This window comes from Rheinheimera nanhaiensis E407-8 (assembly GCF_000296695.1).
Taxonomy (GTDB): Bacteria; Pseudomonadota; Gammaproteobacteria; order Enterobacterales; family Alteromonadaceae; genus Alishewanella; species Alishewanella nanhaiensis.
The window spans coordinates 84,252-98,162 of record NZ_BAFK01000004.1 but is presented as its reverse complement, the minus strand read 5'-3'; the positions used below and the strand labels follow the sequence as shown (position 1 = coordinate 98,162).

General features: G+C 48.1%; 15 protein-coding genes and 1 tRNA gene. 8 read left to right on the top strand and 8 right to left on the bottom strand.

Going from position 1 to position 13,911, the window contains the following annotated elements; genetic code table 11:
* Positions 1-25 precede the first annotated feature (25 nt).
* Positions 26-727 carry a YoaK family protein gene (locus RNAN_RS04605; protein ID WP_008219257.1) on the top strand — a complete coding sequence of 234 codons (702 nt, stop codon included), beginning with the start codon at positions 26-28 and terminating at the stop codon, positions 725-727.
* A 4-nt stretch (positions 728-731) separates the two neighbouring features.
* Here the strand turns inward: RNAN_RS04605 and RNAN_RS04600 are convergent, their stop codons facing one another.
* From RNAN_RS04600 to RNAN_RS04585, 4 genes are read right to left on the bottom strand one after another with little or no spacing between them, the layout of a single operon-like run.
* Positions 732-1,409 carry a hypothetical protein gene (locus RNAN_RS04600; RefSeq protein WP_040551684.1) on the bottom strand — a complete coding sequence of 226 codons (678 nt, stop codon included), beginning with the start codon at positions 1,407-1,409 and terminating at the stop codon, positions 732-734.
* Between the two features lie 14 nt (positions 1,410-1,423).
* Positions 1,424-3,832, bottom strand: coding sequence for an ABC transporter permease (locus tag RNAN_RS04595; RefSeq protein WP_008219255.1), 2,409 nt, complete (start codon positions 3,830-3,832; stop codon positions 1,424-1,426).
* Entirely contained in the window at positions 3,829-4,539 is a 711-nt protein-coding gene (locus RNAN_RS04590) for an ABC transporter ATP-binding protein (RefSeq protein WP_008219253.1), read from the bottom strand. Before RNAN_RS04590 ends, RNAN_RS04595 begins: the two co-directional genes overlap by 4 nt.
* Before the next feature lie 10 nt (positions 4,540-4,549).
* Positions 4,550-5,779, bottom strand: a complete 1,230-nt coding sequence (locus tag RNAN_RS04585) for an efflux RND transporter periplasmic adaptor subunit (RefSeq protein ID WP_008219251.1) — start codon at positions 5,777-5,779, stop codon at positions 4,550-4,552.
* A gap of 209 nt (positions 5,780-5,988) precedes the next feature.
* On the opposite strand from RNAN_RS04585, the gene RNAN_RS04580 reads away from it, so the two are divergent.
* On the top strand, positions 5,989-6,894 hold the full coding sequence (locus tag RNAN_RS04580) for a LysR family transcriptional regulator (protein WP_008219250.1): 906 nt from the start codon (positions 5,989-5,991) through the stop codon (positions 6,892-6,894).
* A gap of 229 nt (positions 6,895-7,123) precedes the next feature.
* Here the strand turns inward: RNAN_RS04580 and RNAN_RS04575 are convergent.
* Positions 7,124-7,196 (bottom strand) — tRNA-Val (locus tag RNAN_RS04575).
* A 574-nt stretch (positions 7,197-7,770) separates the two neighbouring features.
* Positions 7,771-8,469 (bottom strand): iron-sulfur cluster repair protein YtfE, encoded by a 699-nt coding sequence (gene ytfE, locus RNAN_RS04570; RefSeq protein ID WP_008219249.1) that lies wholly within the window; start codon positions 8,467-8,469, stop codon positions 7,771-7,773.
* A gap of 169 nt (positions 8,470-8,638) precedes the next feature.
* Here ytfE and norR point away from each other — a divergent pair, with 169 nt between their 5' ends.
* The 6 genes from norR to RNAN_RS04540 are packed head-to-tail and all read left to right on the top strand — an operon-like array spanning position 8,639 to position 12,767.
* Complete coding sequence (norR, locus tag RNAN_RS04565) at positions 8,639-10,168, top strand: nitric oxide reductase transcriptional regulator NorR (protein WP_008219247.1); 1,530 nt, start codon at positions 8,639-8,641, stop codon at positions 10,166-10,168.
* Positions 10,168-10,560, top strand: coding sequence for a YbaN family protein (locus RNAN_RS04560; protein WP_008219245.1), 393 nt, complete (start codon positions 10,168-10,170; stop codon positions 10,558-10,560). Before norR ends, RNAN_RS04560 begins: the two co-directional genes overlap by 1 nt.
* On the top strand, positions 10,553-11,344 hold the full coding sequence (moeB, locus tag RNAN_RS04555) for a molybdopterin-synthase adenylyltransferase MoeB (protein ID WP_052027251.1): 792 nt from the start codon (positions 10,553-10,555) through the stop codon (positions 11,342-11,344). The genes RNAN_RS04560 and moeB overlap by 8 nt, the downstream gene beginning before the upstream one ends.
* A gap of 31 nt (positions 11,345-11,375) precedes the next feature.
* On the top strand, positions 11,376-11,903 hold the full coding sequence (locus RNAN_RS04550) for a GNAT family N-acetyltransferase (protein WP_040551727.1): 528 nt from the start codon (positions 11,376-11,378) through the stop codon (positions 11,901-11,903).
* Between the two features lie 34 nt (positions 11,904-11,937).
* A complete protein-coding gene (locus tag RNAN_RS04545) occupies positions 11,938-12,375 on the top strand; it encodes a SixA phosphatase family protein (RefSeq protein WP_237739890.1) in 438 nt (145 codons plus the stop codon).
* The gene (locus RNAN_RS04540; protein ID WP_008219239.1) at positions 12,372-12,767 is read left to right on the top strand and encodes a hypothetical protein; all 396 of its coding nucleotides are present in this window, start codon (positions 12,372-12,374) and stop codon (positions 12,765-12,767) included. The genes RNAN_RS04545 and RNAN_RS04540 overlap by 4 nt, the downstream gene beginning before the upstream one ends.
* A 35-nt stretch (positions 12,768-12,802) precedes the next feature.
* Here RNAN_RS04540 and RNAN_RS04535 read toward each other — a convergent pair whose 3' ends face one another.
* Together RNAN_RS04535 and RNAN_RS04530 are read right to left on the bottom strand one after the other, a co-directional pair.
* A complete protein-coding gene (locus RNAN_RS04535; protein ID WP_008219238.1) occupies positions 12,803-13,309 on the bottom strand; it encodes a cytochrome b/b6 domain-containing protein in 507 nt (168 codons plus the stop codon).
* A 190-nt stretch (positions 13,310-13,499) separates the two neighbouring features.
* On the bottom strand, positions 13,500-13,877 hold the full coding sequence (locus RNAN_RS04530; RefSeq protein WP_008219237.1) for a putative zinc-binding protein: 378 nt from the start codon (positions 13,875-13,877) through the stop codon (positions 13,500-13,502).
* Positions 13,878-13,911: the final 34 nt, after the last annotated feature.

Sequence of the window (13,911 nt, the reverse complement as noted above, 5' to 3'; positions counted from 1 at the left end):
ACAGCAGTTAAAAAGGAAGCACATTATGAGTATAGAATCTAAACATCGCTTCCAGGCCATCAGCCTGGGGTTTCTGGCGGGCTATGTTAACACTGTAGGGTTTGTTGCGTTATTTGGTTTGATGACGGCCCTGGTCACAGGTAATTTTATACTGATCGGCGCCAATTTAGTCAGTGACTCCAGTTCAGCTGTGCTGATTAAGTTTTTAGCTTTTCCGGCCTTTATTCTGGGCATAGCAGCTATTCGCGTGTTAACTATTTGGCTTGACAGTAAACACCGGCAAAATTTACAAATCCAACTGACCGTTTTATTGCAGCTGGTGCTACTGGTCGCTTTTATGGTAACGGGTTTACTTGCCTCTCCTATAGGTAATGAGCCAACCACTGCAGCCATCATTTGCGGCATGTTTGGCGCAGCCGCGATGGGCGCGCACAGTGCTTACACCCGTTTGTTGTTACCGCATCTGGCACCGACATCGATGATGACAGGTAATGTTACGCAAATCGTGCTGGATGCGATGGAGCTGATGTTAGGAAAAGGTGATACAGCCACTAAAGTCAGAATGTCTAAATCTTTATGGACTATAGCAGCCTTTGCTACCGGTGCTATAGTGGCTGGTTTTTGCTACGTGGCCTTGAGTTTCTGGGCGTTACTGCTGCCTATTGGCATCCTGGTGTGGCTGTTACGCAAAGAACATTATTGCGAGCTTGAGGCGGCGCAAGTTTGATGCATTAAGGAAAAAGGTAGCGATATTGCTCAGCGCCAGATAACGAGGCTTGTGATAGCGCTGCCTTAATCCTCTCGAGATGCGGCGATGCCTGCTTGCTTACATAAAGCACAATCGGCAGCCTATGCTTTGACAGAACTTCCGCATTCCTGAACACACTCCCGGCCTCGTGCTCATACATATAACGCGGGATGATCACGTAATCTAATCTGTTTGCTGTTAGCATCACATCAATCTGGCGATAATCATTTACTTCATAGGGTGTAGCATTGACAAAAGCTGCAATCTCTTTTTGGGCATCAGCCCCTCTGAGGTAAGAGATGGTTTTACGTCCCTGTGGCGCTGCTCTTTTCATACTGACTAAGTAAAACTCACCACAATACAACTCAATGGTGATATATGCCCGTTCTATCAGTCGCTTATTCGCTAACGCAACGAGAATCGGGGATTGACCGCTCTCAAACATGCTTAACGCTCTTGGATAGGGAAAGGCTTGAATAGTGCCGCTGCCATCATCAATGACGTCAGCGACGACTTGGGTATACTCTGTGTTAATGCAACCCATCTCCTCTGTGGGCTGACAACCAAAAGGAGGAAGGTCTATAACCGCATAGACTGTGTTTTCTGCCTGGGCCTTACAAGCAATCAATAGAAGAGTCGGTATTAGCACATTTTTAATCATTACAGGCCTGCATATTACTCGTTTCGTAAGGCTTTTACCGGATCAGTCAGCAGCACCCGACGCAGTGGTATAAAGCTGCAGAGCAGGGCGGCAAAAGTCAGTATGCCCAGTATGCTGGCCACCAGAGCCCAATTAGCCTGAAACATTAGCTCCGGCTGGGTACGGCTTACACCAGCGATAAAGAAAAAGCAGCAAAAACCCAGCAATAACGCTGCGGCAATAGGCTGCGCCAGCTTGCTCAGATTATCTTTAAGCAATTGCTTTAAACTGGCACCCATCGCCATTTCTACGCCGAGCTGATAGCGCCGTGCCTGCACTAAATAACTGACTATGCCGGCAATACCTGCCAGCACCGTTAGTAAGCTCATCAAAGCAAGCGTTGCAGCTAAAGCCGCAGCCAGCCGGTTTGACAGCGTAAAGTGATCAAAAGCCGCCTGTACTGTCGTCAGCTCTGACAGATCCAACCGTGGCTCCTGTTTACGCAGCATGTCTAACAGTGCGGTATCATTTAGCGAGCTGCCGGAACTGAGTTTTAACAGATAACTATAGTCGCGCCGTTCGATATTGTCCCGGGGGTAAAACACTTCATCTACTTCAAAGCCCGGGTTACCGGGAAAGTTGGTATTGGCCACTATGCCGATAATCTGGCGCTGGGTGCTGCCATCGTTTACTGCGATAGTTTGACCCAGCGCGGGTTGGCCACTTAAGCGGGCTATCCGATCAGCAAGGCGCTGATTGATAATCACCGGATAATGTTCTAAATCAACGTGTTCAGCGTTAAAGTCCTGGCCTGTCAGCTCCAGCCCATAAAACTGAAAATAACCCGGCAATACTGCAATGAGCCGGGCTGAAGTAATAAGATCACCTTGGGCATTACTTACCGCACTCTGGTTGCGGGTTTTGATTGCGCGAGGTTCAGATACAGCAGTTACTTGTTGTACTCCGGGCAAAGCGGCAAGGTTTTGCAGCAAGATCCGATGATTGTTTTGCTGCTGCTCGCGATTATCTAAATCGCTGTAGTTAATGGTGATTGACCACAGGTCGGTGCTATCTATGCCAGTTGGCCGGTTTGCTTCGGTCCAGGCCGCCACAAACACATGGGCGGTGGCCAGCAATACCAACAAGGACAATAATAACTGTACGCCGATTAAGCTATGTGCCACACCCTGGCGTAGTTGTTTGCCAGCACCTTTACCGCTGCTCTGCAGGCTGGCCATCAACTGCTGCTCGCGTACACCACTAAGTTCGATCCAACTAAATAACAACGCAATAACCAGTAGCACCAGTGCGGTAAGAAGTAACATCAGGCCATCTATCCGCAATGCACTGATGCGAGGTAGTTGTTCGGCCGCCACTTCTGCTATCACGCCAAAACCAAGCCATGTCAGCAGCAGCGCCAGCAGGCCGGAACCCGCAAGTAAAGCAATATTATGGCGAAACACCTGATAAAACATTTGTTTTTTGCTGGCACCAAAAGCGTAACACACCGCTAAGGGTTGCAAACGTTTTACGGCCCGAGCCAGTTGCATACTGGACAAATTGACCAGCGCAATCAGAGTAAGCAAGGAAACACCGGTTAGCAGCATGAGCACCAAACGGCCGGAGTCTCCCTGAATTTGCTGGCGTAACGGTACAAACTTGCCATAGTACTCAAATAGGCTTTTCAACTCAGGGGAGCGCTCTGCTGATGCCTGCTTGATAAGCTGATAAGCCTCGGCATCGGCCTCTTGTTGGCTTACTCCCGGCTTTAGCCGACCCAAAGCAGCAAAACCGGAGGAATAACCGTTAAAGGTGCGGATATCTACAAGTTCATCCATATCCAGCGGCAGCCAAATTGCTTTATATGCATCATTAAAATTCGGTATTTCCAATACCTGCTTTAATACGCCTATCACAGTAAACTGACGTTGATTAAGCTGAATCGTTTGACCCACAATATCAGAGCGGCCTTGATAATGTTCCTGCCAGACAGACTGACTTAACACCACCGAGGGTTGCTTATTGCCCAACAGTTCCTGTTCGTTAAACAGCCGACCTAACAAGGGTTCCACCCCCATCACATCAAAAATATCATGCGCGCCAAACAGCACGGGTACTTTGGGACGTGTCGGTTGATCCAACAGTTTATATTCGGTTTGAAAGCTAAAATACACCGCCATCTGCTCAATAAGCTGGCTTTTTTGCTGCAAATCAAACAGGGTTTGTACATTGCTGGATTGGTGCACTGCACCTTGGTAATTCAGCTCCGCACCTATGTGATAAAGCGCTTGATCATTTTTATAGGGTAGCGGGGCAAAAAAGGTAATGTTGACCAGACTCAGCACACTAAATAGCAAGGTCAGGGTAAATATCAGGCTTATTATTACAGTTAAATAATATTGCCGGGCTTGCTGAAAACCACGCCAGATCATGTGCCAGCTCATGTCTCTTGCTCCAGTGGTTGCACGGCAGATGTACTGCTAACAACCTGACCATCCAACAAATTAATTTGCCGGTGTGCCATATTGGCATAGCGCGGGTCGTGGGTAACCAGAATGATGGTGGTGCCCTGTTGATGTAAATCGGCCAGCAGCGCCATCACTGCATCACCATTTTTCGAGTCGAGGTTGCCGGTGGGCTCATCCACCAGCATAATGCCGGAATCAGCTGCAAGAGCACGTGCTATCGACACCCGCTGCTGTTGACCACCGGATAACTGATTGGGAAATAATGCGGCCTTATCGGCTAAGCCGACTTTCTCCAAACATTCCAGCGCTCTGGCCTGGCGTTGCCTGATGCTGTCCCCGCGGTATTTTAATGGTAACGCCACGTTATCCAATACGGTATATTCATCAATCAAATTAAAGGCCTGAAATACAAAACCAATCCGGCGGCTACGCATTTGCGCCCGCTGCTCAGCATTCATATCGGACACCAACAAATTATCGATGTAATATTCGCCGCTGTCAGGGGTGTCCAGCAGCCCTAAAATATTTAACAAGGTGGATTTACCACAACCGGAAGGGCCGCAAATGGCGACATATTCGCCTTCATGCACGCTAAAACTTACACCATTAAGAACTGCTTGCTGCTGCTGACCCGACTGAAACGCTTTTTTGAGTTGTTTGACTTTTAATACATCAGTGCTCATCGTCACTTCCTTACTGAGTCAGTTTAAGTAGCTTCACGCTGCTATCAAGCTGCAAATCGTTGATGATAATGCGATCACCCGGCGCCAGACCCGACACTATTTCAATTTGTTGGCCAGAGGCTTTGCCAAATTGAACCGGGACCCGGTTCGCTATTTGGTTTGCATCTAATTTAAACAGCTCGACCCGCGAGTCTTCGGCGACTCCTGCCGGGCGGTCGACAAAGTTTATTTGGCCGCGGTTTTGCCCATGAATGCGCGCATCTACCATCTGCATGGGGCGGATATCGCTGCTTAATTGCTCTGGCAATAAAATATCTACCTGTACCGCACCATCGGCCACCACAGGATCAATACGCACCACCTGCCCCGTAACAATGCCGTGGCGGGTATCCACTTCAGCGATAGCCCCCACTTGCAGCATACGCACCTGCATTTGGGGCACTTTCACTTCCGCCACCAAGGGGGATAAACTGCCCACCAGCGCTAATTCATCACCAATGTTAACGCTTTGTCCAAGACTTACCGGTAATCGCTGCAGAACACCTTGCAGACCAGCTTTAACAACTAACTGCTGTAGCTGGTAGGTGGCATTATTAAGTTCGGCTTCAGCTTGTTGCACATCTTCTTGCTGGATTAATAAATATTGCTGATGCACCTGTTGCAAGGTTGCTAGTTTCTGTTGCTCTAATTGATAACGCTCGGCTAGCTGGTTAGCTCTGGCAAGGCTGCGCCTGGCGTCCATTCCTGAAATAATGCCTGCAGCAGCAAGCGGCGCCTCGGCTTCCACTTGCAATGTCGCCAGCTCAGAATCGGATCTTAGCTCAGCCAGTCGTGAGTTTTGTTCCAGAATCTCGCGTTGTTGCTCCAGTGCCAAACGGCGGCTATTGCTGCGTTTATTATGTAAATTAGCCAGCGCTTGTTGTGCCGCCACTTCAAGAGCCGGATTTTTTAAGGTAAGAATTATGCTATCAGGTTCGACCACGGCACCGGGGCGTAGCTTAATTTCATCGACGGTGGCCATACTGCTGGCGGTAAGCAAACGCTGATTTTGCGACTGCAGGCTGCCATAGCCGGTGATACGTTGGGTAAAGTCACCACTTTGCACGGTAGCCACGCTAACACTAGCGGCATTGATGTAATGCAAACCAGCTGCATAACCGATTGCCCAGCCGCTGATTAGCAGCAGAGCCGAGAGTAGCCCAATGGCACTGTATACCAGCGTACTGAGATTAGTTTTCATACCAGCCTCTAAGTCGCGCCACTGCAGTCGTCAGTTTACTCATTGGTTTGCTCCTCATTTAAAGAAATACTAAAACATCGGACCCAGCGCCGAAACTATGCTTATGTATAGGTCTCATTTTTGGTCGTACTGGTTAAAATGATAATCACAGAGGTAAGTACCAGATCATCGGCGCTTGAGGTCTTATCAGCTGGTTAAGGAGTAAAGCTATGAACAAAGTAACGCTCAAACAATGGCAGATGTTCCTGGCGGTCGTAAAATATGGCGGCTTTGCTCAGGCTGGTGAAAAGCTTTTTAAGAGTACATCTTCAGTACATCACTCAGTATCTAAGCTGGAGGAGATGCTAAATGTAAGTTTACTGAAGGTGGAAGGCCGAAAAACGCTATTAACGTCGCATGGTAAGAAAATACTCTCTTTTGTAGAGAAGCTATTATCAGATGCTAATAACCTTGAAAGCTACGTTTCCGGACTTACGGGGCTGCAAGACTTAAACATAAAGATTGCGATTGATGAATTATTCCCGATAGGGATTCTAAGAAGTGTGTTGCAATCAAGCAGCAGCGAGCTCTCGCTGAAGCAGCTTGAGATCACCCAGGTATCGACAGCATCTTTCGACGATGACTATCATTCAGATGTGGTTTTATCAGTACTGAATTCGGCGGCGTCCGGATACTCTGTTAAAAGCGTTGTAAGCGTATGTTATGTGGCGGTGGTTGGCACGAAAAACTCAGCTTTTGATAACACTAATGTCATCTCAACAAATGCGTTGCATCAGCATATTGAGATTAAGGTTGATCGCGAAGCCGCAATCAACTCAGCAGATGTATCTGTCAATAATCATTGCTGGACAGTTGATAAATTAAGCTCCGCAATTGAGTTAGTCTGCGAAGGGATCGGCTTTGCCTGGTTACCCTATCCTGACGTGCAACACTTAATTGCAGAAGGTAAATTGCGCAAAATTGTCTTTTTCGATCAACCAAATACCCGTGAAGTCGATTTTTACCTGAATGTACGGCAAGACTTTGGCTTAAAGCCCGGAGTTGAGAGCATTGTTCATCACTTTAAAAGTTTCGACTCAAGTTATAAATTGGAGCAGATGACGCTGTGCGAATAATGAATACCAACAATATTATCGTGCAATTGACGTTAAAAGCGCCAGCTATATGCCAAATTCAGAAGGCCTACTCCCGGGTTATTACTTAACCAAGCCGCCATTTAAATAGTGCATATATCGCAGAGCCAGCTGCGTTAAAAGGTTGAGCAATCCGTTTATCGTTGGGAACTGACTGAACACATTCAAACAAAAACGCCCCTGAAAGAGGGGCGTTTTTGTTTGAATTTATTGGTGCGTCCTAGTGGACTCGAACCACCGACCCCCACCATGTCAAGGTGGTTTTTCTACAGCGTGCAAAACACATTATGCACAGCTAAGTCGTCTGAAAGCCTTACTGTATATGGATTCTAACACCACAAAATATTTTTTCCAGTCAGATTTTTAATGCTTTAGAAGTGTGTTTTAAATTATTTGGCCACCAAATGGTCACAATGTAAAAGTTTCTATTTTGACCATCATTTAATTTATTTTTTATAGTGCGCACTATTATTTCTTATATATCAGTATATTGCGCACTATTTGTGTAACAGTGTGCACTGCTGATTTTGTAAGGTACGCTATGTACGATCTTCTAAAAAGGAAACCGTACCGCACCACAATGGTATACAGGTATTTTTAGATTGAGCGATAAGGATTTCAGCAGAGTTGTTTTTTAAGTATTTGTTTTGTAACAAAAGCTATTATAAATGTCTGATGGGCTGGCTTATAAATAGCATGTCGCTAGCGAGAAGGGGATTCCAATTTGCTGACAGTTGCTACAGTTCATAGGTTTCCGAATTTTCAGTGTTTTTAACGCAACAATGTCATCCAGATTATTTCGTAGCTATTTGCGCCAATGCCTCCTTGCCTGGCGCTTTAGTTAATTTGCTCCTGTTGTTATTGGCAACTGCCACAGCATATTTGTTGGTCGTCATTTTTGGTTGGCGTGTTTGGTTGCACAAACAAAATATGGTTCTCCAGCAAAATATGCTGCATCAGATCTTCTTTCAGTTCTTTTAAGCCAACATATAGCGCGGTCCAAGTGTTGCAAGCCTCTGCCGGCAAGGTAATGTTATTAGTCAGTTGGTCAAGTTTGTCCAGCGCATCGCCATGTTGCAGGTGTTCTTCTTCCATCACACTTATGGGCCCGGCCGGATAAATACCGCCTGACAGCATCGGAAACAGAATTTGCTCTTCTTTCATCATATGGCTTTCGAGCTCCTGATACATATCACCCAGATGATCGGCCAGACCTGTCGGGCACTGCGGGTCCATAGCATGAACATGTTCAACTCTGCGCGCTAAGCGGCACAGTTCCGGCAACTGCTGGCGATGCCGCTGATGAAATCGGGTTAAAATATGTTCGATAAGCTGTTTCACCGGCGCTGTACGCCAATCAATATGTTCAGTGGGTTGCTGCTGCAATGTTTGTAGTGCTTTTACAATTTCGTCTGTTGGCAACTGCCGTTTGGCAAGGGCTTCACGCAGGCTAAGTTGGCCGCCACAACAAAAATCCAGTTTGTATTGATGAAATACGGCGGTAGCACCGGCTACAGAGGTGGCGATCTCGCCTAAAGATTGATCCAGTAATGACATAGGTACTCCTGACTAAGTAATTAACATGCCGGGTAAAGCTCCCGTCTGGTTATAAAAGGCAAGAGTCAGGCCAAAACTACCACCTTTGATTTATATGGCTTTATTTGCAGCTATGGTAAATTGAACCCAGCTAAATCAGGGTTAAAATAACCCAAGGGTCATAATTACCATGTTGGAAGAAAGTTTAATTGCAGATTTGGTGACAGATCTACCGGCAGCTGTGCGGTTACAGCGTTTAGTCAGCACTTTACGTAATCATTTTGGCTGTGGTGCTGTAGGGCTGCTTAAAATTGAGCACGATATATTAAAGCCGGTGGCTTTACATGGTTTAGTGCGCGAAGCGCTTGGGCGCCGGTTTGTGATTAGCCAGCATCCACGGTTGGCCGCTATTTTAGCCAGTCGTAATCCGGTGCGGTTTGAACCAGATTGTGGCCTGCCGGACCCCTACGATGGTTTATTGGCAGAGCAGCCGGGCCAGGCGCTACCTGTACATGATTGTATGGGCATAGCCCTTTACATTGAAGGCCGGTGTTGGGGTGTGTTAACTCTGGATGCGTTAGAAGCCGGTAGTTTTTCTCAGGCAGCTGTATTTGAACTGCAGCGTTACAGCTTACTGGTGGAAGCGGCAGTGCGAACCACTGAGTTGGAGCAAGCTAACCGGGCGTTGCGGCTGAATCATCAGGCTGATGAGCAACAATTTGAACCGGCCGCTAAGCTGCGCTATGAACTGATTGGCCAGAGTAAAGTACTGCAGCAAATTCTGCAGGAGCTTACCGTAGTGGCAAATTCTGACTTGCCGGTATTGCTGCTTGGAGAAACCGGGGTTGGTAAAGAACTGTTTGCCCGGCATTTGCACCGCAGCTCAGCCCGGGCCAGCAAACCGATGATTTACCTGAATTGTGCAGCGTTGCCGGAAAGCCTGGCGGAAAGTGAATTGTTTGGCCATAACAAGGGCGCTTTTTCCGGGGCGCACAGTGACCGGGCGGGGCGGTTTGAAGCGGCTGATGGTGGCACCTTGTTTCTGGATGAAGTAGGTGAACTGCCGCTATTGGTGCAGGCTAAACTGTTGCGTGTATTACAAAACGGTGAAATTCAACGGCTGGGATCTGATAAAACGCGACTGGTGAATGTTCGCTTAGTGGCCGCCACTAACCGTGATTTGAAGCAACAGGTAAAAAGTGGTGAGTTTCGTGCCGATTTATATCACCGTCTGTCAGTATATCCTTTACCCATCCCGCCGTTGCGCGAGCGGCGTGACGATATTCCGTTGTTGGCCGGTCATTTTTTAGAGCTTAACCGCAGCCGGCTTGGGCTCAGAGCTTTGCGTTTAGCGCCGGCCGCTGAGCTGGCGCTGTTAACCTATGACTGGCCCGGTAATGTGCGCGAACTGGAGCATGTAATAAGCCGGGCGGCAATTAAAGCATTAAGCCATGGTGCAGCACGCAGCGATATTGTAACACTGGGCGCTGAGCTGCTGGATATTGACAGCGTGACGGTAGCAGAGCATCACACGGCGTTGAATAACCCAGTGCAGCATAATGCGGCTATTACACTTAAGCAGGCCATTAACCAACTGCAACGGCAGATGATCCAACAAGCGTTAACGCAGCATGAGGGCAGCTGGTCACAGGCGGCGCGACAGTTGGAGTTGGATCCAAGCAACCTGCACAAATTGGCACAGCGGCTGGGGCTGAAATAATGTGGCATATTACTAAGCAGATGCTTTGGCGGCTGTTAGCAGTAATCAGTTTAATTCTGGGGGGCATCGGTATTCCTTTACCGGGTTTGCCAACGGTTCCGTTTATTCTGCTTAGCGCCTGGTCGGCCGGTAAAGGCTGGCCGGCATTAGAGCAGTGGTTGCTGGCACATTCGCGGTTGGGCCCGCCGGTATTAGCCTGGCGCGCACATGGTGTAGTGCCGCGGCGCGCTAAATATCTCGCCAGCGGCATGATGACCCTGAGTGCCGTACTCATTCAATTTTCAGCTGCTCCGGTATTACTCAAGCTGTTGTTACCGCTGTTGTTGCTACTGGTTGCATGCTGGCTGTGGCGCAGGCCTGAACAAATAACACAGGATAACAAGCATGACTAAGCCGTTTAGCCCGACGCCGCGGAGCCCGCTTCCGTTGAATCAGCAGCAAGCTATGCGTTACAGCCGGCAGCTAATGCTGCCGGCACTGGACTTTAGGGGGCAGGAGGCGTTGCTTGCCAGCAAAGTGTTACTGGTAGGTATGGGAGGGCTCGGCTGCGCCGCTGCACCTTACTTGGTGGCCAGCGGTGTTGGTAGTATCACCCTGGTAGATAGCGATACTATCGACCACAGCAATTTACAACGACAAATTCTGTACCGCGAAGAGGATATCGGCCAGAGTAAAGTACAGCAAGCTACAGAGAGTCTACAGGCGTTAAACTCAGACATTGTCATTAATGCTTTGCAGCAGCGCTTAACTGCCGATGACTTAGCGCAGCTGGTACCGCAGTTTTCACTGGTACTGGATTGTACAGACAACCTAAGCAGCCGCAATGCGATAAACGCCGCCTGCGTTAACGCCAAAGTGCCGCTGGTATCAGGTGCCGCTATCCGCTTTGAAGGCCAGCTGGCCAGTTTCAGTATGCAGGGCGACGGCGCTTGTTATCACTGTTTAAGCCAATTGTTTGGCGAGCAGCAATTAACCTGTATGGAAGCCGGCATTTTAAGCCCGGTAGTGGGTGTAGTTGGTGTCATGCAGGCGCTGGAAGCAGTAAAGATCCTCGCGGGTGTTGGTACGCCGCTGTATGGCAAGCTGCAGCTGTTTGATGGTTTAACCAGCCAGTGGCGTCAGTTTACGCTGGCCAAAGATCCCGCTTGCAGTGTCTGTGGCGGCCAGTCAAACTAACGGCGCGCAATTATCTGGTAAAAAAGTATTAATGATTACCCTACGTTTAATCACAGCAGCGGATCTAGACGCTATCGTACGTTTGCAAGACAGCTGTTACAGCGATGCACTGTATGAAAGCCCAGAGCTTTTATCGCAGCGCCTGGCAGTCGCGGCTAACAGCTGTTGGCTGGCACAGAACAGCGATGGCGAGCTCCTGGCCTACTTGTTCAGCTACCCCGCGCAGGATGGCTATATCACACCGTTAGCAGCAGCGTTTACACCTGCGGCTAAGCCTGAGCTGCTGTACCTGCATGATATGGCCGTTAGCCCTAAAGCGCGGGGGCTTGGCTTAGCCGGTCAATTGCTGCAAAACGCGAAGCAGTATGCGCTAAGCCTGGGCTTGAGCAAACTGGCGCTGGTGGCAGTGCAGGGCTCAGTGCCATACTGGCAGCGGCAGGGTTTCACGGTAGTACATAATGTAATGGCAGAAGCCAAATTGGCGTTGGCGAGCTACCAGGGCGAGCAAGCCTGTTATATGCAACTGCCTCTGGAAAAGGACAACAACTATGCGGCTTAACATCAGTCTGCTATTAGTTTTACTGCTATCTTGTATGGCTGCGGCTGATACGGTGTATTTAGTACGTCATGCAGAAAAGCAGCCTCAAGGGCAGGACCCGGCGCTGTCTGTTTGTGGCAAGCAGCGAGCCGACGCACTGGCCGACAGCCTGGCTGGGGTTAAATTAGCCGCTGTATACGTAACACCTTACCAGCGCACACAGCAAACGGCGGCTGCTGTAGCTAAACAGCAGCAGCTTGATATAACGCCGTATGATCCACGCCAGCCAGAGGTGTTAGTTCAGCAGTTAAAGGCGCTTAGCCAACCAGCTTTAGTGGTAGGACACAGTAATACGGTGCCGCAATTAGTTGAGTTGTTAAGCGGTATTGCCATGGCGCCACTGACAGAACAAGACTACGACTTGCTGTATCAGGTAAAACTGACTGCACCGATCAGTGTTCGCATTAGCCGGCAGAATTTTCGCTGCAGATGAAACGAATAGAAAAATTCAACATTTTACATTTGGATGGCAGTGCTGGCTTCACAGTAGGCATTTTGTTATTGCTGTTTCCAAATTGGTTTGGCGACCTGTATAAGCTGCCCATCTCAATTATTCTGCTGCTGGCGACGGCAAATGTTTGCTACGGTGTGTATGCGTTATGGCTTGCGTTTTCAAAGCAAAGAACATCCGCATCGGTTGCTTTGCTGGCAGTTGCAAACGCAGCCTGGTTTCCTGTTTGTATTGCCATTGTGTTGATATATGCACAAACAGCAAGTGTGGTAGGTTTAACCTTTATCAGTCTGGAAGCTTTGTTTGTTGCTTTTTTGTCGTTTTACGAATGGAACAACAGACACCTGCTAGCAAAAGTGTGCTCAACCTGTTGATTGGGGCGATATTATCCAGGTTTGAGCAGGCCGTGTTATCTTTTGGCGTACATAATGCCAAAGAAATGAATGGCTATCAGCCACCAAATTAACTGTTTAAGAACCATATGGATATCATGAATTCGCGGAAAAACCTGATAAAAAGCGTCTTTATCTGGAGCAAGCTCAATGCCCAAAACGGTAAGGGGAATTTGATAGTTGTTAATTAACGCCAATCCTGTTGCCGCTAAAAGAAAAATACAGGCGTAAAGGCTTAAGTGAGTGACTTTGATAAATATCGCATGTTTTTTGGATGTAGGACTGACGCGTTCAATCCTGGTTTTGGTAAGGTACGGAAAAATAATACGCGAAACGGTAAAAACTAACAGCATAATGCCTAAAAAAGCATGTAGTTCAACAGCATCCTGCCTGTGCTCCAACTGGCCTTTAATATCCCAGTCCACATTATGTAGCTGAGACGATAAATTCAGCAGCATAAAAAGCAACAATAACGCTGATACCCAGTGCAGCGCCCTATCGACAATATACGACTTAGATTTCATAACTATTCCAACCAAATAAGCGTGCTAACTGTATGATAAATCGCATGGAAGAGCTGTTTAAACATCGCCATGCTAAATGCGTTTAGTTAGCAAGTAAATAGGTTGTGAATTAAATAGCTGTCTGTGACGATAATGTCAAAGGTCACAGTTGGCGTATTATTACGCCGTTCAAAAGCTGTGCGATGTGCCGCTAACCTGCAATAGGAATCAGTATATCGCTGTGTACCATTTGCAGCAGTTTATAAGCATCAGCCAGATCGCAGTTTTCGTGGTCGCGTTTTTTATAGCCGAGTGTGGTTAGCTCTATATGCCAGGTGGGCACTACGTTTACCGTGGCCAGGGTTTGTTTTACGCAGTTAAGCGGGCAGCCATCTACCGCCAGTATGGGCCGGCCGGATTGCGCTACCTTTACCAGCTGCTTTACTTTACCACCAACGCCGGCAATACAGGACATTTGCGCCGAGCCCTGGCGGTCGAGCACCACGGCTAAATCATTGGCCAGCTGGGCAACATTGGAGCAGCCGGAGCAGGCATAAACCAATGGCTTGTCTTGATAGTCGGTATTCATAAAATGGGCTCCGCTTACACTTGCGTATTGGCTA

What these genes read in the sequence shown, in the direction of transcription:
- RNAN_RS04560 (WP_008219245.1), top strand. Translation starts at nt 10,168, where the DNA reads ATGTGGCATATTACTAAGCAGATGCTTTGGCGGCTGTTAGCAGTAATC.
- norR (WP_008219247.1), top strand. Translation starts at nt 8,639, where the DNA reads ATGTTGGAAGAAAGTTTAATTGCAGATTTGGTGACAGATCTACCGGCA.
- RNAN_RS04585 (WP_008219251.1), bottom strand. Translation starts at nt 5,779, where the DNA reads ATGAAAACTAATCTCAGTACGCTGGTATACAGTGCCATTGGGCTACTC.
- RNAN_RS04540 (WP_008219239.1), top strand. Translation starts at nt 12,372, where the DNA reads ATGAAACGAATAGAAAAATTCAACATTTTACATTTGGATGGCAGTGCT.
- RNAN_RS04600 (WP_040551684.1), bottom strand. Translation starts at nt 1,409, where the DNA reads ATGATTAAAAATGTGCTAATACCGACTCTTCTATTGATTGCTTGTAAG.
- RNAN_RS04595 (WP_008219255.1), bottom strand. Translation starts at nt 3,832, where the DNA reads ATGAGCTGGCACATGATCTGGCGTGGTTTTCAGCAAGCCCGGCAATAT.
- RNAN_RS04590 (WP_008219253.1), bottom strand. Translation starts at nt 4,539, where the DNA reads ATGAGCACTGATGTATTAAAAGTCAAACAACTCAAAAAAGCGTTTCAG.
- RNAN_RS04530 (WP_008219237.1), bottom strand. Translation starts at nt 13,877, where the DNA reads ATGAATACCGACTATCAAGACAAGCCATTGGTTTATGCCTGCTCCGGC.
- RNAN_RS04605 (WP_008219257.1), top strand. Translation starts at nt 26, where the DNA reads ATGAGTATAGAATCTAAACATCGCTTCCAGGCCATCAGCCTGGGGTTT.
- RNAN_RS04535 (WP_008219238.1), bottom strand. Translation starts at nt 13,309, where the DNA reads ATGAAATCTAAGTCGTATATTGTCGATAGGGCGCTGCACTGGGTATCA.
- moeB (WP_052027251.1), top strand. Translation starts at nt 10,553, where the DNA reads ATGACTAAGCCGTTTAGCCCGACGCCGCGGAGCCCGCTTCCGTTGAAT.
- RNAN_RS04580 (WP_008219250.1), top strand. Translation starts at nt 5,989, where the DNA reads ATGAACAAAGTAACGCTCAAACAATGGCAGATGTTCCTGGCGGTCGTA.
- RNAN_RS04550 (WP_040551727.1), top strand. Translation starts at nt 11,376, where the DNA reads ATGATTACCCTACGTTTAATCACAGCAGCGGATCTAGACGCTATCGTA.
- ytfE (WP_008219249.1), bottom strand. Translation starts at nt 8,469, where the DNA reads ATGTCATTACTGGATCAATCTTTAGGCGAGATCGCCACCTCTGTAGCC.
- RNAN_RS04545 (WP_237739890.1), top strand. Translation starts at nt 11,938, where the DNA reads ATGGCTGCGGCTGATACGGTGTATTTAGTACGTCATGCAGAAAAGCAG.